The organism is Mesorhizobium sp. AA23, assembly GCF_001672435.1.
Classification (GTDB): Bacteria; Pseudomonadota; Alphaproteobacteria; order Rhizobiales; family Rhizobiaceae; genus Mesorhizobium.
On record NZ_LYTP01000005.1, the window covers coordinates 1 to 17,381 of the forward strand.

Annotated in this window: 21 protein-coding genes and 1 tRNA gene; 16 read left to right on the forward strand and 6 right to left on the reverse strand. The window is 61.0% G+C overall.

The genetic code is table 11. The annotated features are described in order from the left end of the window. Window positions 1-110: 110 nt before the first annotated feature. The 5 genes from A9K66_RS06335 (at window position 111) to A9K66_RS31435 (ending at window position 4,564) form a co-directional block, all read left to right on the forward strand. Entirely contained in the window at window positions 111-545 is a 435-nt protein-coding gene (locus tag A9K66_RS06335) for an HK97 family phage prohead protease (protein ID WP_067321256.1), read from the forward strand. Further along, window positions 545-2,296, forward strand: a complete 1,752-nt coding sequence (locus tag A9K66_RS06340; protein ID WP_156751023.1) for a hypothetical protein — start codon at window positions 545-547, stop codon at window positions 2,294-2,296. The genes A9K66_RS06335 and A9K66_RS06340 overlap by 1 nt, the downstream gene beginning before the upstream one ends. Window positions 2,297-2,303: 7 nt before the next feature. Next, window positions 2,304-3,257, forward strand: a complete 954-nt coding sequence (locus A9K66_RS06345) for a hypothetical protein (protein ID WP_067321262.1) — start codon at window positions 2,304-2,306, stop codon at window positions 3,255-3,257. Between the two features lie 57 nt (window positions 3,258-3,314). Next, on the forward strand, window positions 3,315-3,746 hold the full coding sequence (locus A9K66_RS06350) for a hypothetical protein (RefSeq protein ID WP_067321265.1): 432 nt from the start codon (window positions 3,315-3,317) through the stop codon (window positions 3,744-3,746). A 683-nt stretch (window positions 3,747-4,429) separates the two neighbouring features. Continuing rightward, window positions 4,430-4,564, forward strand: a complete 135-nt coding sequence (locus A9K66_RS31435) for a hypothetical protein (protein ID WP_280944316.1) — start codon at window positions 4,430-4,432, stop codon at window positions 4,562-4,564. Window positions 4,565-4,723: 159 nt separating this feature from the next. Here the strand turns inward: A9K66_RS31435 and A9K66_RS06360 are convergent, their stop codons facing one another. After that, window positions 4,724-4,906 (reverse strand): hypothetical protein, encoded by a 183-nt coding sequence (locus A9K66_RS06360; protein ID WP_067321271.1) that lies wholly within the window; start codon window positions 4,904-4,906, stop codon window positions 4,724-4,726. Next, a complete protein-coding gene (locus A9K66_RS06365) occupies window positions 4,903-5,208 on the reverse strand; it encodes a hypothetical protein (RefSeq protein ID WP_067321273.1) in 306 nt (101 codons plus the stop codon). Before A9K66_RS06365 ends, A9K66_RS06360 begins: the two co-directional genes overlap by 4 nt. A 968-nt stretch (window positions 5,209-6,176) precedes the next feature. On the opposite strand from A9K66_RS06365, the gene A9K66_RS06380 reads away from it, so the two are divergent. Beyond that, window positions 6,177-6,407: a hypothetical protein gene (locus A9K66_RS06380; protein WP_067321283.1), complete on the forward strand. Its 231-nt coding sequence runs from the start codon at window positions 6,177-6,179 to the stop codon at window positions 6,405-6,407. A gap of 167 nt (window positions 6,408-6,574) precedes the next feature. Here the strand turns inward: A9K66_RS06380 and A9K66_RS30090 are convergent, their stop codons facing one another. The 3 genes from A9K66_RS30090 to A9K66_RS06390 are packed head-to-tail and all read right to left on the reverse strand — an operon-like array spanning window position 6,575 to window position 7,278. After that, on the reverse strand, window positions 6,575-6,730 hold the full coding sequence (locus tag A9K66_RS30090; protein WP_156751024.1) for a hypothetical protein: 156 nt from the start codon (window positions 6,728-6,730) through the stop codon (window positions 6,575-6,577). Continuing rightward, window positions 6,720-6,953 (reverse strand): hypothetical protein, encoded by a 234-nt coding sequence (locus A9K66_RS06385; RefSeq protein WP_156751025.1) that lies wholly within the window; start codon window positions 6,951-6,953, stop codon window positions 6,720-6,722. The genes A9K66_RS30090 and A9K66_RS06385 overlap by 11 nt, the downstream gene beginning before the upstream one ends. Before the next feature lie 22 nt (window positions 6,954-6,975). Then, complete coding sequence (locus A9K66_RS06390; protein WP_067321289.1) at window positions 6,976-7,278, reverse strand: zinc ribbon domain-containing protein; 303 nt, start codon at window positions 7,276-7,278, stop codon at window positions 6,976-6,978. 435 nt (window positions 7,279-7,713) lie between these two features. Between A9K66_RS06390 and A9K66_RS06395 the strand changes: the two genes are divergently transcribed. Genes A9K66_RS06395 through A9K66_RS30095 form a run of 3 tightly spaced genes read left to right on the forward strand, consistent with a single transcriptional unit; the run spans window position 7,714 to window position 8,640 of the window. Next, window positions 7,714-8,109 carry a hypothetical protein gene (locus A9K66_RS06395; RefSeq protein WP_067321292.1) on the forward strand — a complete coding sequence of 132 codons (396 nt, stop codon included), beginning with the start codon at window positions 7,714-7,716 and terminating at the stop codon, window positions 8,107-8,109. Continuing rightward, complete coding sequence (locus A9K66_RS06400; RefSeq protein WP_067321296.1) at window positions 8,106-8,480, forward strand: hypothetical protein; 375 nt, start codon at window positions 8,106-8,108, stop codon at window positions 8,478-8,480. Before A9K66_RS06395 ends, A9K66_RS06400 begins: the two co-directional genes overlap by 4 nt. Before the next feature lies 1 nt (window position 8,481). After that, the gene (locus A9K66_RS30095; protein ID WP_156751026.1) at window positions 8,482-8,640 is read left to right on the forward strand and encodes a hypothetical protein; all 159 of its coding nucleotides are present in this window, start codon (window positions 8,482-8,484) and stop codon (window positions 8,638-8,640) included. Window positions 8,641-8,826: 186 nt separating this feature from the next. Here the strand turns inward: A9K66_RS30095 and A9K66_RS06405 are convergent. Continuing rightward, window positions 8,827-8,916 (reverse strand) — tRNA-Ser (locus tag A9K66_RS06405). A 793-nt stretch (window positions 8,917-9,709) separates the two neighbouring features. Here A9K66_RS06405 and A9K66_RS06410 point away from each other — a divergent pair. The 7 genes from A9K66_RS06410 (at window position 9,710) to A9K66_RS06440 (ending at window position 17,338) form a co-directional block, all read left to right on the forward strand. Next, on the forward strand, window positions 9,710-10,978 hold the full coding sequence (locus tag A9K66_RS06410) for a septal ring lytic transglycosylase RlpA family protein (protein ID WP_067321299.1): 1,269 nt from the start codon (window positions 9,710-9,712) through the stop codon (window positions 10,976-10,978). A gap of 83 nt (window positions 10,979-11,061) precedes the next feature. Next, window positions 11,062-12,240, forward strand: coding sequence for a D-alanyl-D-alanine carboxypeptidase family protein (locus A9K66_RS06415; RefSeq protein ID WP_067321302.1), 1,179 nt, complete (start codon window positions 11,062-11,064; stop codon window positions 12,238-12,240). A 72-nt stretch (window positions 12,241-12,312) separates the two neighbouring features. Next, entirely contained in the window at window positions 12,313-12,987 is a 675-nt protein-coding gene (gene tmk, locus A9K66_RS06420; RefSeq protein WP_067321305.1) for a dTMP kinase, read from the forward strand. Then, window positions 12,984-14,039, forward strand: a complete 1,056-nt coding sequence (locus tag A9K66_RS06425; RefSeq protein WP_067321308.1) for a DNA polymerase III subunit delta' — start codon at window positions 12,984-12,986, stop codon at window positions 14,037-14,039. Before tmk ends, A9K66_RS06425 begins: the two co-directional genes overlap by 4 nt. Before the next feature lie 134 nt (window positions 14,040-14,173). Further along, window positions 14,174-15,721 (forward strand): methionine--tRNA ligase, encoded by a 1,548-nt coding sequence (metG, locus tag A9K66_RS06430; protein ID WP_067321310.1) that lies wholly within the window; start codon window positions 14,174-14,176, stop codon window positions 15,719-15,721. Continuing rightward, window positions 15,721-16,515, forward strand: a complete 795-nt coding sequence (locus A9K66_RS06435) for a TatD family hydrolase (RefSeq protein ID WP_067321313.1) — start codon at window positions 15,721-15,723, stop codon at window positions 16,513-16,515. Before metG ends, A9K66_RS06435 begins: the two co-directional genes overlap by 1 nt. A 1-nt stretch (window position 16,516) precedes the next feature. Then, complete coding sequence (locus A9K66_RS06440) at window positions 16,517-17,338, forward strand: MBL fold metallo-hydrolase (protein WP_067321316.1); 822 nt, start codon at window positions 16,517-16,519, stop codon at window positions 17,336-17,338. Window positions 17,339-17,381 lie beyond the last annotated feature (43 nt).

The following is a 17,381-nucleotide window of genomic DNA, read 5'->3' on the forward strand; positions in this document are numbered from 1 at the left end:
TCGGACATCACGCTGAACTATTACGCCGCCCCCGGCGAAAGCACAGAAACCGCCAAGCAGCGGGCGCGCGAAATGTTCAATGAACTAACCCTTCAGGCGTCGAGGGCATAATGCTGGCACCCCTGATCGCAGGCCACGCAATCGCCTGGAACATCGCAGCCCATGACGGCGAAGATGATGTCATAGGGGCCGGTTCCTTTGCCGACCTGATCGCTGCAGGCGCCTTCGCTCCCAAGATGCTTTTCGAGCACGAGGGCGAGGTGATCGGGCGCTGGCTCCATTTCAGCGAGGACGACATTGGGTTGTTGGCCGTGGGCCGGCTGGATCTCGGTTCTGTGTGTGGCCGTCGCGCCTTTGAGATGGTCGAGGCCGGGGAGATCACCGGACTGTCGCGAGGCGCCAACATGGTGTGTCTCGCAAGGCCTATTCCGGGAACGAAAAGCCGCTTCTGCAAGCGAGTGTTTCATCTGGGCGAGATCAGCCTTGCGCGGCATCCGGCGAACCCGCTTGCAAAGCTCCTCCACTTCACTGCGGGGACTGCCTGATGGCCGGCTTTCACGATCTCAGGACTGGTGTTGGCGTCTGGAAAGGATGGGGTTCAACGACTCCTTCTCCTGTTGTAGCCGAGCCGTCGCCTGTCCAAACCACATTGCCGACATCGGCTTTCGGTCAAACCATTCCGGTGATTTGGGGGAAGGCTCGCTCGCCTGGAGCATACATCTGGGTCGCGCCGATCGTCACCGTGACAGAGACCCATATGGAATGGTGGGATCAGGTAACCACCACGACGACCACGATGTCCTGTCGGCTGCGCTTCGCGCGTCCGCTGGTGCCTGATTCAACCTGGGCCGTAAAACGGATCTGGGCTCAGGGGAAACTGGTCTACGACAACACGACGGGATACCGGGCCAGGGGCCTCAAGTTCCGTTTCTATGACGGGAGAAGCACGCAAGACCGCGACCCGACCATGGTCAAGCAAGAGGGCACCAGCAACGTATCCGCCCATCGCGGCTATATCGATATCGTTCTGACCGACTTCCCGATTCAGGACTTTGGCGCGCCGCCGACCGTCGAGGCGGAATTCATCCAAAGCACAGGATCATCGGTCCAGGCATCGAGCTTCCAGGCGTTCTATTCGGACGAGATCACCACCTGGGCATCGATCGACCCCGACAGTGACACCTTCTACGGCTATTCCGATGCAATCGGCACGATCCGGCGCTTCTCGATCTCAGCACTGCGGGAGATCTACGCCATCCAGATCAGCGGGCTCGGCCAGGCCTATTCCAGCGTTGGCTTCGGCTTATTCCGGTATTTCCATTACCTCGATCGCATCCTGACGGTCGGCTTCGTGCCTGGCTCAGGCGGCGGCACATATCCGCTAATCCTGAACCCGATCACGGGTGTCTCTGTGGCAGAGGCCGTTGACCCGATTGGCGATGCCGGCCAGACGGTTTGCTGCGCGGGTGCATGCGTGCTTCCAACCGGCACTGGCCTGGCGCTGATCGCTTCTTTCCATCTCGGGTATGTGTCGCTCTACCGTTTCACAGACTCCGCCATCAGCCGCCTATCGATCAGCGGTGTCTCGTGGGATGGCCGGGGCGTTCCCCAGTGCATCCTGGCCGGTGAAGTACGGGACAACGACTGTGACTTCTGGGTGTGTGCCGGCAGCTCTCTCTGGAAGCTGACGATCAACGCGGCTGGCCTCGTCACTACCACGGTCGAGTTTTCGACGTTCGCCGACGACCTGAATTACGCGGTCCTCTATGACAACGACATCGTGGTCTGGACCGACAACGGCACCGCCACGAGGATTGACGGCGCTACTGGCTCAACGGTCTGGACGGCATCGGTCCCCTATCAGATCCCGGTAGCCACCTCGCAGAATCTGGCACCGCCTGACATGCAGGTGCTCGATGATGAGCTTTATTACCAGGACCTCACGGCTTACCGCTTCACCAACCTCCAGACTGGCGTCACCACGTCCATTTCCAAGGGCAGTGCGGCAACCAATCTGTACAATTATTACGGCCCCTCAAACACGCTGATCACGACCAAAAACGTGGCGGCGGCGATCAGGACCCGGTTCAATGTTGCGACGGGAACCGACCTGTATTTCCTAGCCGATCTCCTTTCCGATTTGATGGTGCACGGCGGCGGCTTCGATCCCTCCGAGATTCAGACCGTCAACATCGACGATCAGATCCAGGGCGCCGTGTTCGACATCACCGCAGGTGTCAGGGATATCGCCCGCTCAATCTGCGAACCTTATTCCATCGCCATCTTCGAAAGGTAAAAGCAGGATGCTACTGGGCTACGGCAATTGGTACGGCACTGTCGGCGGCGGAGGCGGAGGTTCGCCCGTCCCCTCCTACTGGAACCCAGGCGGCATTGGCGACCGTACCTCCTCGATAACCGTCACGACCACGGCCACGCTAGGCGGCGGCTCCATCGATAACCTCGTTGATGGCGGCTATGGGGCCAACTCGACCGATGGATGCTGGTTCAACACCGGCCAAAGTACCCGCGAAGTCAAATTCGACTTCGGCTCGGGCGTTCAGAAGATCATCAATGGCTTCCGCTGGTCTCAGGGGACGACTGGCCATCATGGCACTTGGGTATTGGAAGGTTCGAATGACGATAGCACCTATACCGGCATCGGTAGCTCGTTCCTCCTAGGTTCGGCCGGGTCGCTGGCGACGTTCTACGAATTCACCAACACAACCGCCTATCGCTATTATAAGCTTCGCCAGATCTCCGGGGTCACCAACTCGGGGCCGTGGCTGCGAGAGATCGAGTTCAGGATTGCCGCGACAGGTGACCCGACATCGCGAGATGCGGCAGAGACCGGGAATCGAACGGCCTCGATCACCGTCAGCACGACTGCGACATTGGGTGGCGGAACGATCGATAATCTTATCGACGGCGTAATCGACCTCAACACGACTGACGCCTGCTTCTTCAGCAGCGGTCAATCATCGAAGGAGGTAAAATTTGACCTCGGGTCGGGCAAGATCATCACTGCATTTACCTGGCTGCAGGACACCGACAACTCGCATGGAACGTGGGTTCTCGAAGGCTCCAACGACGACTCCAGCTATACCGGTGTCGGCAGCAGCTTCACGCTCGGAGGCGTATGTGTCGAGACGGTAACCTTCAGCAATTCAACGAGCTATAGGTACTACAAGCTGCGCCAGACATCGGGAACGACGAGTTCTACGCCGTGGCTGTTGGAGATAGAGTTCAAGATCGGCTGAAACCGTTCTAACGGCTGCATTTGACAGAGGAACCTGGCTAATGAACTGTAGCGGCGCATGCAGCAGAGAGAGGCAGATACGGTCGACGGATGGGTGCAGCTTGCCGAGCAGGCGCGCGCAGTCGCCGAGATGGCTATGCAGAACGCTTTCACAAGGAATTTTGCATGGGCGCACGCCGGCTTTGCCTGCGAGTGCTTGATCAAGGCGGCAATTATGAAAAAGGAAAGGCTCAATAGCTGGCCCACTCGAAGTTCGAGGCGAGAGCTTTATAGCCACGACCTGAAGGAACTGGCATCTATCTTGGGCTTAAATATCAGCCCGGCGGATCTGGTGGCGCCTGCTTGGTCTGTTGTTCTGCAATGGCGTCGTGAACACATGTATATTTCCGATGAGATGCCGCTGCGGGTGGTAGCGGACCTTATGGACGCTGTCTTTTCCGATGAAGGAGTCGCGAAATGGATTTCCCAGAACTACCTCAGCATCACTTAGATGCTGGCCGGGAATATCTCGTGCAGTTGCACGGGCTGGGCCTTCGTCCAGAGGGATTGCTATGGCTACACGACGAGCAGGACAAATGTTTCGTGCTGTGGCTTCTATGGTCAGGAGTTGATCAGTTTGGTCCGTTTGCCCTGACGAAGCTCCTATTTCAGGCATATCGAGCGTCGGCCCTCACAACGGAGATCGATCCCTTCCTAGTACACGCTAGGAGCACCAGCGAAGCTCTTGCAGGGCAGATGCTCAACGTTTTCTCGAAGTCAGCGAAATCCCGAGGTTTGCACCAATATCTGCGGCTCGTCGCAGATAAGGGCACCGAACGAGAGAGGATTGTCTACCGATGGAAGAGAGATTGGGTCTATGAGATCCACGCTAGGCCATATCCTCTCACAAGGGTGCAGCGGGATTGGGAAAGGTTCTCGGCCAACGTTGGTGCGCTCGCAGCCTAAGCGGCAGGATCATGCGGCGTGGGGGCCAGTCAGGCGCGCCGTCCGTACCACGGGGTTGGCTGCTCTTTGGTGAAGGCGTTGGCTTTCGCCCGATAATCGTGGATGATCGCTACGCCTAGCGCGCCGACGATGGCGCCAACCAGAAGCATGAACAGTATTTCCCGGGTGTGGCTCATCGGCTGATGATGCCCGGGAACGGTAAAGTTTCTCCAAAGTCCGGGGAGCTAGATGTGCCAAGACACCCTGAAAAGCGCACGGCAGCCGATGAAAATTGTTGTTTTGGGGTCAGCCGGCGACAGCGTGGACGATCGCGAAGCCGATGCCGATAGCAATGCCGGTGAAGAACTTGCCGGCAGTATCTAGGGCGATAGCGCGGGCCCTGGCCCAAACATCGCTGTGGGGCTTCCTGAGGACGCTTGAGATGTCATCGAAGACCGTATCCATAAGCAGATTCTAGATCGGAACTTGTCGGATGTGAATCCCCCTTCGCATAGCGTGTTCGCGCCAGTCACGGGCACCCTTTTAAGAGTCTATCTCAAGCGGCTTGTGGCCCGGCTGTTCATGCCAGATCACTTGCCGTAGATCGCGCCAATCGACCGCTTGTCCGCAGACCGGGCACCTGTGGAAATGGTCGCGTTCGTTGACGTATTCCTTGCTGTGGCGCCGACCGATGATCGGCGGCCCGAGGTCGGACAGCTTGGTCATGTCGGCTTGTCGACAAGCGGCCTCTTCCTCGTCGGCGGCTTGTAGGGTGTGACCAGCCTGACGGTATCCGCATTCACCGTGACGGGCACGCCCAAGTTGATGGTCACCTTGCCTTCATCGACGCGCGTGACATCGCCTCGAAGCTCGATCTCCTGGCCCTGCTTCACCTTCGAGATCCGATCGACAATCGAATGAGGCTGGCCATAGGAGGGGATGGACACGCTTACCCGATCCTCGGTGACGCGCCTGCGCACCTTGGCGGTAATTGCGACCTCGTCGCCAATGTTGATGCCCCTTGCCATGCCGATACAACTCAAACGTGGCCAATAGGTTCTTCAAGCAGATGCTAATGTCCGGTCAAGACGATGCCCGTCACCCCAGGCAACGGGATGGCGGGCATCTATTCACTCTCTGCACTGCCGTCGAACGAAAGGGAGTTAAGCTCGCCGGCTCTATCAAATGATGCAGCGAGGCGAAGGTTTCGGCACAGGGACCAAAGCGTCAGACCATCCGACTTCGGTCGCATCGCGGAACATTCCTACCAGTGTCCCGGTTGAGTGTCGCGGCGTGTGTCCTCCGGCAAGGTTCACCGCGCCGCGTGGGGCATGTCCCCCGGAGCCCGTTCGACCCCCCTCAGGCGAGCGGGCTCTTGCCTTGAAAGCTCTTGCCTTGAAATTCTCGGCTGCCGGCCTCTTCAACACCGTTAGGCGGAACGCCTATATCCTTAGCAGGAGCCATATTGCGTTGAGACGCTGGAGAATGCCCGAAAGAGACGTGCTCGAATTGTTGCAACAGTCAAGGGCAGCCGTTCGGCGGTCCCGCGAGTTGCTGGAAAGAACCGCAAACCACAAGGGTGGCATGCGTGGCGAGGAAACTGACGACGCGGGGGATGAACGTAAGGACACCGCCGCCAAAGACGTTGGTTTGAATGGCTTAGATTCGGATTGATATCGCCGAGCATGGAGACCGGCTGGACCCTGCAACAACTGATCGACGCCGGCATGTCTGTCACGGGCGGCTGCCTCGATTGCCATCGACATCAAAAGCTCGATCTGCCAGCGCTCCGCAATCGGTTCGGGCCTAACGCTCCCGCTATGGAATGGGACCTTCGGCCGAGGATGAAATGCGGCGTGTGCGGCGGCAAGCGGATCACACTGACCTATTCTCCGGACACGCGCCCGAAAGACCTTCACCGCAAGAGGACGTAGCCGGGCTTGCCCTGACCCTCAAATTTAAATGCAGGCCGATCCGTCGGAATTACAATGCTGAAATGCCGCGTTATCTGTTCGAAGTCGTTTGGGATGGGCAAAGCCTCGGGGACGCCTGGGTGGAACTGGCCACCATCGGCGCCGCGCGGAAGGAAGCGCTAAGAGCGCTACACGACATCGCGGGTGAGGAAACGGCGGTCGTCGCGCAGGATCGCACACTGGTCGTGTCGGTGCAGGACGAAGCTGGCTTGGGTGTCTATTCCGCAACTCTGACGCTGTCGCAGTCGCCCTAATTGTCTGCCGAGTATCGGATGACGGCAATGGAAACGGAAAAAACACATCGCTTACTGAGCGAACTCCGCCAGCTGGACATGCGTAACCGAGATCTGATCGACCAGACTCGGGCAACAATTGCCGAGAGCGCCAGACTGGCCGAGCAATCTAGGGAGCTCCTGTCACGTCACCGCAGCGGCGCATACAACACCGAGCCAGCAATTCTCAGGCTTGCCGCCATGCCGACCATATCGCGCTGCCGGTAGCGCCGGACCGCGCTGGCGACCATCGCAAGGCCGATTGCGGCGATGTAGAGCGGGACCAGCGGCAACTCAGTCGGCAAGATGGTCTGTGTCGATCTTGGCGATCACACCTTCCAAGACCGCCGCAGCCTGCTTCGCCATCTCAATGTGTCCCGCAGTCGCGTCGACGCGTCCTTTGCCGGGATGCTCATGCCATATTCCCGTTCGGCCCGACTCGGCGTTCTCAATAAACCTTCGTTCCAGATCGAGCTGTCTGCGAAGTTCTGCTCGAAATGCTTTCCAGTCGTCTTTTGAAGCTGCCATGTCGTTCCCTTCTGTCAAACTTTCAAAACTCGTGCCGGCAGAACCGGCAAATGCGCGCGTCCGCCTTCACCATCTCCGCGCAGTCGGGACACTTCTTTTCGAGGATCGGGCCGAAGGTCTTCGAGCGCGGTTCGACTTCAACGACTTGCACAGCTTCGTATCTGCCAGATGGCTTGTTCTCTCCTAGAGCAAGCATGAAAAGACCTGCCAGCAAGGGCGAAAATATCAGCGAGAGAAAGAACCACCCGGCTCCGCTGCGATTTCTTTTACTCGCGGCCACGCCGACAATGAGCGAAAAGCCCAGCCAGAATATCAGGAATGTCATCCTGCATCCCCCCAATATTCAGCATCGCGCAAGTGTTGCGCGTAAGCAAGACCGGTCTCCCCCAAGGGGAGTGCTTGACGATTTCAGCAAATCAGCGCAGCGTGTCCGTGGGCTTGAGAACCCGGACCGTGATATCTCCGAACGGTCCCTTGGCGGGGACACAACTTTCCTTGGCGGGAAAGTCTCTCGGATGAACCAAGTCGCAAGCTTTTTGCGGCTTGAAATGGACGCGCTTGGCGGCGCGGCTCCAGACCCGACCGTTATGGCCGGGGGGCGCCGTGCTGTCCAGAGGGAAACCTTAAAAGCGTCGCGCCAGTCTCACGGCTGGTTCTCAACCCCCGGCTTCGGTGCCGTCCACCGAGAACAGGCACAATTCCCATTTGTGGGATTCTGCCGCCGGCCTTGAGAAGCCGGTCTTACCGTGGGGACTTCGCAATGAAATCTCAGGCAATGACACGTCGCGCCGCTCTCGGCGCTCTAGCATCGCTGCCGGCCATGGCAGGCGCCACGGCGCTTCCTGTGGCTCTGGCAGCTACAGCAACCATATCTGACCCGCTCGCCGAAACGATCAGGGCATACCGAGTGGGCGTGGCCGTGTTCCGCGTTATCCCAAGCGAGTTCATCACCACGGAAAACGAGGAGGACATCGTCCAGTCGACCTACGGGCCGGCGTCCGATCGTCTATGGAATGACACACCGCAACCGACAACGTTGCGGGGCGTGGCGGAAGCCATGCGCTATGCGATCGAAGAGGACGCATTCATAGACCACGGAGCCGAAAAAGTCATCAAGGCGGCGCTGGCCTTCCTCGATCGGGAGGCGGGGCTATGAACGCCATTGTCAGACTGACGCCATTCGGGTGCCCGGCTGGCGTCGATCCTCGCACATGGCGCCAAGCGATCGAGGCACAGCTTAACGACCTGCTCGACCGTGCCATGTCGCTGATCACCGCGCTCGACCTCATGGAAGCCGACCGCGAAGACCTGGAGGACGGTGCGGACGACGAGCCCTATCTCGGCGGCTGGTCCGGCTACAACGATGATAGGGAGGCCGACACCAGCGACCACGAGGACGACGGCACGGCAGAGCCCAGCCTTGGCGCTCTCAACCGTGTCTGTCAGGTTCCTTGGGCTGCCGGCTCTCGTAGCGACCGCGAGGAGGATGCTGGCGATACGGGGGAGGTATTGGCCTATGGCGACTGATATGTTCAAAAAGACCATCGCCGAGGCAAAGGCGAAAGGTGAGGAAATCGAAGTGCTGGCCCGCATCCTTGCCGAGAAGATGGAAGCCATCCACGGCGAGCCCTATCGCGTCATGATCGACCACGCCGTCGGATACTTGATGTTCATGAAAACAGGCTGACAGGGCAACCCCACGTTTGTGGCGCTCAACCGGATCCCAGGATACAGTTGAAATACGTCACACCTGAGCTTTCTTGGGGCTCTCTTGGCCCGGGCGGCTTCGGCTCCCGGGCCTTTTTCTTGGGTGGGTCAACGGTTATGGCAAGCCTACGAACCGGAACCTAACTTGTTGATTTTCCTTTGATTGTGGCGGAGGGAGTGGGATTCGAACCCACGGTGAGCTTGCGCCCACGCCGGTTTTCAAGACCGGTGCCTTAAACCGCTCGGCCATCCCTCCATCATGGTCTTTCAACCACCTACGATCGTCGCTATTGGTCAATTTTCAATGGTCGGCGCCAAATTGGCGCCGAGGCATTTCCAACCTTCGCGCTTCATTGCTGTAGTGCGGCGGTCAGGGCTGCGTCAACCACCGCGACGTACCTTCCTGCGGTCGGGACAGACGATGCATTGCCCAGCTGCCCGGTTGGCCGGGCACTTTTATGTCTGTGGCGAAAATGTCACGCAACCAGAATATGCGGCGGCTCAACCTTAGCGCGCTTATTCTCCAGCCAAACGAGGCGTACCGTCCTTAGCGGGCAAGGGGACGACCCAGACCGCAAGCGTCTCTCACTTCCTCCCGAACTAGCGCCCGCTACGGAAAACGTGGTGGGCGTCTTCTTGTCCAGTCCGACGGCAACGCCTCCGGCTAGGCGCGAAAGCGTCTCCCAACTGATCCGTGAAACCACTGCTCATATGGATGAACCGAGTTCATCCGTTCGATCTAGGCAGGCCTTGCGGACGCCCATGTTAAACTCCTGGTTGGCGCGGGCAATTCCAGCGCTGTGAGCGCCGGTTGGAAATGGAAGTCCCCCTCCAAAAAGCTGCCCCTCCATCCGGCGCTCATCCACGCAAGGCTCATCCTCGCCGGCAGTTTTTTCCCCGCCATAATCTCGCCCGGTTCCGGCCATAATCGATTAACATCGTAATAAACATTTCCTGTGCACAAAGAGATTGGGGATCAAGGTGTTGCTGCATTCGGGGGCGCTTGGCTCCGATTGATGGCGGCGAGACTGTAGGGGACAATCGAAAACATGCAGACTTCGGCGCGCCCGCGTCTTCGTCGCGCTCCTGCCTTCGTGCTGTGCGCCCTCTCGGCGGTGCTGCTTGCCGGCTGTACGTCGACGCCGCAACCGAAAGGCATGGTCGACAAGCGGCCGCGCTCCAAGGAGTATTTCGCCGAGTCCGAATATGGCGTGAAGGCGAGCCCGCGCGTTGCCTTCATGCGGCGCGGCGGCGGCCGCGACCAGCTCGGCAAGCCGTACCAGGTGCGCGGCAAGTGGTACTATCCCAAGGAAGATAAGAAGTACGCCAAGGTGGGCCTGGCTTCCTGGTATGGCGATGCCTTCCACGGCCGGCTGACCGCCAACGGCGAAGTCTATGACACGATGCAACTGACGGCGGCGCACCCGACAATGCCGCTGCCGAGCTATGCCCGCGTCACCAATCTCGAGACCGGCAGTTCGATCATCGTGCGCGTCAACGACCGCGGCCCATACCATGAGGGCCGCATCATCGACGTCTCGGAACGTGCCGCGCAAATGCTTGACTATGGCAAGGTCGGCACGGCAAGGGTGAAGGTCGAATATGTCGGTCGGGCGCCTCTCGACGGCAATGATGACCAGTATCTGATGGCTTCCTACCGTCCCGGCAGCAGCCGGCCCGATCCGTCCGACGGCTTGCCGACGGGCGTGATGGTGGCCATGAACGGCCCGTCGCCCAGCCTGTCGATGAGCGATGCACCTCCAGCGGCCGTGCCGTTCCCCGGCCAGCTGACCAGTTCTGGGCAGGCTTTTGGCACGCAGCCCGGTCTGTCGGAGCAGCCCGCCGCGCAACCGGCGATGTCGGGGCAAGCGCAGGGCGCCAGCGATGTCGTGCTGCCGGATTTCGGGCCGATCGTGCCGGAGCGGCCGCAGTTCAGGCTGCCGCCGAACTCGCCTTTTGCCATGGCGTCGCTGTCCTACGCGGATGAGCGCGTCAATCACGCCGACGTCTTTGCCGCCCTCGACGGCAGCGGTATGTCGCCGGCCGACATCCTCCAGTCGTGGAAGAAGTCGAACGGCCAGGAACAGGCGCCGGCCTCCGATTATGTGGCCGCCGGCTCTTTTGACAATGCGGCGCAGGCAAGCCGCGTGGCGGCGGCGCTCGAGCCGTTTGGCAGGACTGAAATCCAGCGCACCGAGCTCGACGGCAACGACTGGTACGCGGTCAACGTCTATCCGGATGGCCATGGCAGCATCGACGACCTGCTGCAGGCGGCCTGGTCGCACGGCGCGCCGGACGCATTGGTTGTGCGAAACTGATCAATTTCGCCCCCGCCGTTGATCCAGCGGAAAGAACCCTGATAGCTTGTCGACGCCAGCACGGCTAAGTGGGTCGATATTTCATGCAGTTCCGCATCTTTCAGCCTTTCGCCGGATTACTAGGCCTGGCGCTGATACTGCATTGGGCATCCCCGGCCGGCGCGCAGCTTTTCGAGACCAAGGCGGCCCAGGCCTTCATGATCGACGCCGATACCGGCACGGTGCTTTTCGCCAAGGATGCCGACAAGCCGATCCCGCCGGCTTCGATGGCCAAGCTGATGACTATGGAGGTGGTCTTCAACGCCATCAAATCGAAGCGGATCACGCTCGACGATACTTTCGTGGTCAGCGAAAACGCCTGGCGCACCGGCGGCGCGCCGTCGGGCACCTCGACGATGTTTGCCAAGCTCAAATCGGCGGTCCGTGTCGAGGATCTGATCCAGGGCGTGACCGTGCAGGCCGCCAATGACGGCTGCATTGTGCTTGCCGAAGGCATGGCGGGCTCGGAGGCGAATTTCGCCGCGCAGATGACGGAGCGTGCCCGCGAGCTTGGTCTCTCGAAATCGACCTTCGTCAATTCGACCGGGTTGCCGGCAGATGGCCAGCAGACGACAGTACGGGAACTCACGATGCTGGCGCTGCACATCTGGCGCGACTATCCCGAGTTCTTCCACTATTACGGCCAGCCCGACTTCACCTGGAACAAGATCTCCCAGCGGAACCGCAATCCGCTTTTGGCCATGGGGATCGATGCCGACGGCTTCGTGGCCGGGGCGAGCGAGTCCGCCGGCTTCGGCATTGTCGGCACGGTCAGCCACAACGGCATTCGGGTGATCGCGGCGCTGAGCGGTCTGGCGAGCGACCGGGAACGCTCCGAGGAGGCGCGCAAGCTGCTAGACTGGGGGTCGCGCTCCTTCCAGAAGACGGAGATCTTCGCCAAGGATGAGGTCGTCGGCGAAGCCGAAGTCTTCGGCGGCGCCAAATCCGGCGTGGCCTTGAAAGCCAAGGGCCCGGTGGACATCCTTCTGCCGATAACCAACCGCGACAAGCTGACCGCCAGAATTGTCTATGACGGTCCGGTGGCGGCGCCGGTGGAGGAGGGGCAACCGGTCGGGGAGCTGCGCGTTTGGATAGGCGACACGCTCAGCCAGCGAACGCCGCTTTTCGCCGCCGAGGCGGTGAAGGTCGGGACGTTGCCGCAGCGTGCGCTTGACGCCGCCAAGGAACTGGCTGTCGGCTGGCTGCGTCAGAAACATTTGTGATCGGGCAGGCTCGTGGACCTTTTGCCGGACGGGAGCTATGACAGCGGCCAGCACGGGCGAAGGCATTCACGATTGGCGAGCGGATTTTTCATCACCTTCGAAGGCGGCGAAGGAGCCGGCAAGTCGACGCAGATCGAGCGGCTGGCACGGCGCATGCGCGCCAAGAAATACGAGGTTCTGGTGACACGCGAGCCAGGCGGCTCGCCGGGCGCCGAGGCGGTGAGACATGTGCTTCTGTCCGGGGCCGCCGAGCCCTTCGGCCCGAAGATGGAGGCGATCCTCTTCGCCGCCGCACGCTCCGACCATGTCGAGCAGGTGATCCGGCCGGCGGTCGAGCGCGGCACGATCGTGCTTTGCGACCGTTTCATCGATTCCTCGCGCGTCTATCAGGGGGTTACCGGCGGGCTCGATCCGGATTTCATGGAAGCGCTGGAGGCGGTCGCCATCAACGGCATGGTCCCCGACATGACGCTGATCTTCGACATTGATCCGGCCGAAGGTCTGAAGCGCGCGGCGGCACGCCGTCGCGCCGGCGACAGCGCCGATCGCTTCGAGAAGGAGACTGTGGCCATCCACCAGCGCCGGCGGGAGGCTTTCCTGGCGATCGCCGAGGCGGAGCCGGATCGCTGCATAGTGATCGATGCGTCGGCCGATCCCGAAACGGTGGAAAACGTCGTCACCGCGGCCGTGTTCGCGGTGCTGGAAAAGCGGATGCCGGTGCAAAGGAAGCAGACGGCGCCTGCATGATCTTCGAACGCATCGCCCCCGAACAGCACGACACGTTGGACGGCGTTCCCGAGCCATCGGAAACTTCGCGGCTGATCGGCCACGCGCAGACGGCGGGCATGCTTGCCACCGCTTACCGCGCCGGCAAGCTGCCGCATGCGCTGATCCTCGCCGGGCCGCACGGCATCGGCAAGGCCACGCTTGCCTTCCACCTGGCGCATCACCTTCTCAGACATCCCGATTTTGCGGCCGCGCCCGAAGCGCTTGCCGTTCCAGATCCGGCCTCGTCGCTGTTTCGCCAGATCGCTACCGGCGCGCATCCTTCGGTGCTGCATCTCACCCGTCCGGCCAACGACAAGACCAAAAGCTTCAAGACTGTGCTAACCGTCGACGAGATACGCAAGGTCAGCCGCTTCCTGTCTATGACCTCGCATGACGGCAGCTACCGCGTCGTCATCGTCGATCCGGCCGACGACATGAACCCTAATGCCGCCAATGCCTTGCTCAAGAATCTTGAGGAGCCTCCGGCGCGCACCCTGTTCATCCTCATCGTCCATGCGCCGGGCAGCCTGTTGCCGACGATCCGGTCGCGGTGTCAAATGGTGCGGCTGACGCCGCTTGCGCCGGACGAATTGATGGGTGTGCTGGAAGGCATCGAGCCGCCGCCGCCGGTCGATCCGGCGGCGCGCGCGGCTTTGGCCGAGCGGGCAGGGGGCAGCGCGCGCAACGCGATCCTGCTTACCCAGTATGGCGGGCTGGAAATCGCCGGCGCGCTCGACGCGCTGGTGGCGGCGCAAAAGCCGGACATTGCCGCTGCCCATCGGCTTGCCGAAGCCGTTGCCGGCCGCGACCAGGCGATCCAATTCGATATCTTCAACCGCCGCGCGCTCGATCTGCTGTCGGCCGCCGCCAGCGAAGCGGCCTTAGCCGGCGACCTCGCCAGGGCCAAAACGCTGTCCGACGCTTGGCACGAGGCCTTGAACACGATATCTGAGGCAGAGACCTACAATCTCGACAAGAAGCAGCACGCCCTGACCATGATCGACCGCCTGAATTCTGTGATGCGAATGTGACGGTTTTCTTAGTGCATGCCGCTGCCCCAAAACCGGGCACCACTTTTGGGCGGCATGCATCGGGATAGCAATCGCCATGCCGATAGTTTATCCACCGCCACAACTCACATTCAGACCTTCATGACGGTTCATTCATGTCACGCGAAAAATCCTACCTGACCACGCCGATTTTCTATCCGAATGGCAAGCCACATATCGGCCACGCCTATACGGTCATCGCCAGCGACGCGCTGGCCCGCTTCCAGCGTCTCGACGGCAAGGAAGTGTTCTTCCTCACGGGCACCGACGAGCATGGCCTCAAGATGCAGCAGACAGCCGAGAAGGAAGGCATCGCGCCGATAACGCTCGCCGACCGCAATTCGGCAATCTTCCGCTCGATGACCGAGACAGTCGGGGGCTCAAACGACGAATTCATCCGCACGACCGAACAACGTCACTACGCATCCTGCCAAGCGATCTGGAAGGCGATGGCCGCCAATGGCGACATCTATCTTGATCGCTACAGCGGCTGGTATTCGGTCCGACAGGAAGCCTATTTCGACGAAAGCGAAACCACGCTCGGCGACGACGGCGTGCGCCGCGAGCCGCTTGGCTCGCCGGTTGAATGGAACGAGGAGGAAAGCTACTTCTTCCGGCTTTCCGCCTATCAGGACAAATTGCTGGCACTTTATGAGAGCCGGCCCGACTTCATCGGTCCAGCGGAGCGCCGCAACGAAGTGATCAGCTTCGTCAAGTCCGGCTTGAAGGACCTGTCGATCTCGCGCACCACGTTTAAATGGGGCGTGCCTGTACCCGGCAACGACAAGCATGTGATGTATGTCTGGGTCGACGCGCTGACCAACTACATCACGGCCGCTGGCTATCCCGACACCAAATCCGAGCGATGGCACTACTGGCCGGCGACGCATATCATCGGCAAGGACATCGTGCGCTTCCACGCGGTCTACTGGCCGGCTTTCCTGATGTCGGCCGGCATAGAATTGCCGAAGCGCGTGTTCGCCCACGGCTTCCTGTTCAACCGCGGCGAGAAGATGTCCAAATCGGTCGGCAATGTCGTCGATCCGTTCGCCATGATCGAGCATTACGGGCTCGACCAGGTACGCTATTTCTTCCTGCGCGAGGTGCCGTTCGGGCAGGACGGCAGCTACAGTCACGAAGCGATCGTCAACCGCACCAATGCGGATCTCGCCAACGGCCTCGGCAATCTGGCGCAGCGTTCGCTGTCGATGATCGCAAAGAACTGCGGCGGGGCGGTGCCGAAGCGCGGCGAGCTCACCGAAGCCGACGCGGCGATCCTCGACCAGGCGGTGGAGGCGCTTGCGGTGGCACGCAGAGCGATGGCGGAGCAGGGCATCCATCTGGCGCTGGCGGCGATCTTCGGCGTGGTGGCCGACGCCGACCGCTACTTCGCGTCGCAGGAGCCCTGGGCGCTGCGCAAAACCGATCCGGAGCGCATGGAGACGGTGCTGTGGACGACGGCCGAGCTTGTCCGGCGCGTGACGGTGCTTTGCCAGCCCTTCATTCCCGGATCGGCGGCGAGGCTGCTCGACCTGCTGGCTGTGCCGGCGGACAAGCGCAATTTCGCGCATGTCCACGCAGACCATGCGCTGGTGCCCGGCACGGCGCTGCCGGTGCCTGAGGGCGTGTTTCCCCGCTACGTCGAGCAGGACACGAAAGCCTGATGCTTGTCGACAGTCACTGCCATCTCGATTTTCCGGATTTTGCCGAGGAGCGGGCGGCTATCGTCGCCCGCGCTCTCGCAGCCGGGATCGGCCGCATGGTGACCATCTCAACGCGCGTGAAGCGTTTTCAGCAAATTATTGAAATTGCTGAAGATTTTAGTGATGTCTATTGCTCAGTTGGTACTCATCCGCACAATGCGGCGGAAGAGCTCGATGTGACCGCAGAGGAGCTGGTGCGGCTTTCCGACCATCCCAAGGTGGTGGCGATCGGCGAAGCCGGCCTGGACTATTTCTATGACCGCGCGCCGCGCGAGGCACAGGCGCAAGGCTTCCGCACTCACATCGCCGCCGCGCGCCGGACCGGCCTGCCGCTGGTCATCCATTCGCGCGACGCCGACGGCGACATGGCGGCGATTCTCGAGGAGGAGACAGGGAAGGGCGCTTTCCCCTTCATCCTGCATTGTTTTTCGTCCGGGCGTCGGCTGGCGGAAGTCGGCGTGGCGCTGGGCGGCTATGTCTCCTTCTCAGGCATCCTGACCTTCAAGAACTCGACCGAGTTGCGCGCGATTGCCGCAGATGTGCCGCGCGAACGGCTGCTGGTCGAGACCGACGCGCCTTATCTTGCGCCAATCCCGCATCGGGGAAAACGCAATGAGCCCGCCTATGTCGCGAATACGGCGAAGGTGCTGGCCGAGACCATCGGCGTCAGCGAGGCGGAGATCGCCGACATCACCACCGACAATGTCTTCCGGCTGTTTACCAAGATGCCGCGACCGGACGTGACGGCGGCCTGACATGGGCGACCAGCTGCGCCTCACCATTCTCGGCTGCGGCTCGTCGCCCGGTACGCCGCGCATCACCGGCGACTGGGGCAATTGCGATCCGGCCAATCCGAAGAACCGCCGCATGCGCACGGCTGCTCTTGTCGAGCGGATCGCAGGGAATGGCGGCCGCACCACCGTCGTCATCGACACCGGACCGGATTTCCGTGCCCAGATGCTGCTCGCCTCGGTCAAGCACATCAACGCGGTGGTTTATACCCATCCGCATGCCGACCACATTCACGGCATCGATGATCTGCGCGGCTTCGTGCTCGAGCAACGCCGTCGTATCGATATCCATGCCGACCAGCCGACCATGCTGCGGCTGCGCCAGGCGTTCGGCTACTGCTTCGAGACGCCCCCGGGCAGTTCCTATCCACCGATCGTAAGGCCGCATCTCATAGACCATGCCAGGCCGGTGGTGATCGAAGGCGAGGGGGGTCCCCTCACCCTTGAGCCGCTGCCGCAGATCCATGGCGACATCATTTCGCTCGGTTTCCGCATTGGCGGGATCGCCTATTGCCCCGATATCAGCGACTTTCCAGCTGCCACCGCGGGACGCCTTGAAGACCTTGACGTGCTGGTTATCGACGCGCTGCAGTACAACAGCCATCCGAGCCATCTGTCGCTTGCCGAGGCACTGGGCTGGATCGAGAAGCTCTCGCCGAAAAACGCGGTGCTGACGCATATGCATGTGCCGCTGGACTATGCCGCCGTGATGGCCGAGACGCCGGACCACGTGGTGCCGGCCTATGACGGCATGACGATCGAAATTCCTTGTGAATCAGAGCGATAAAGACGCCTGTTCACTTTGGCGCTTAGTCGTCAATCCGATTCTC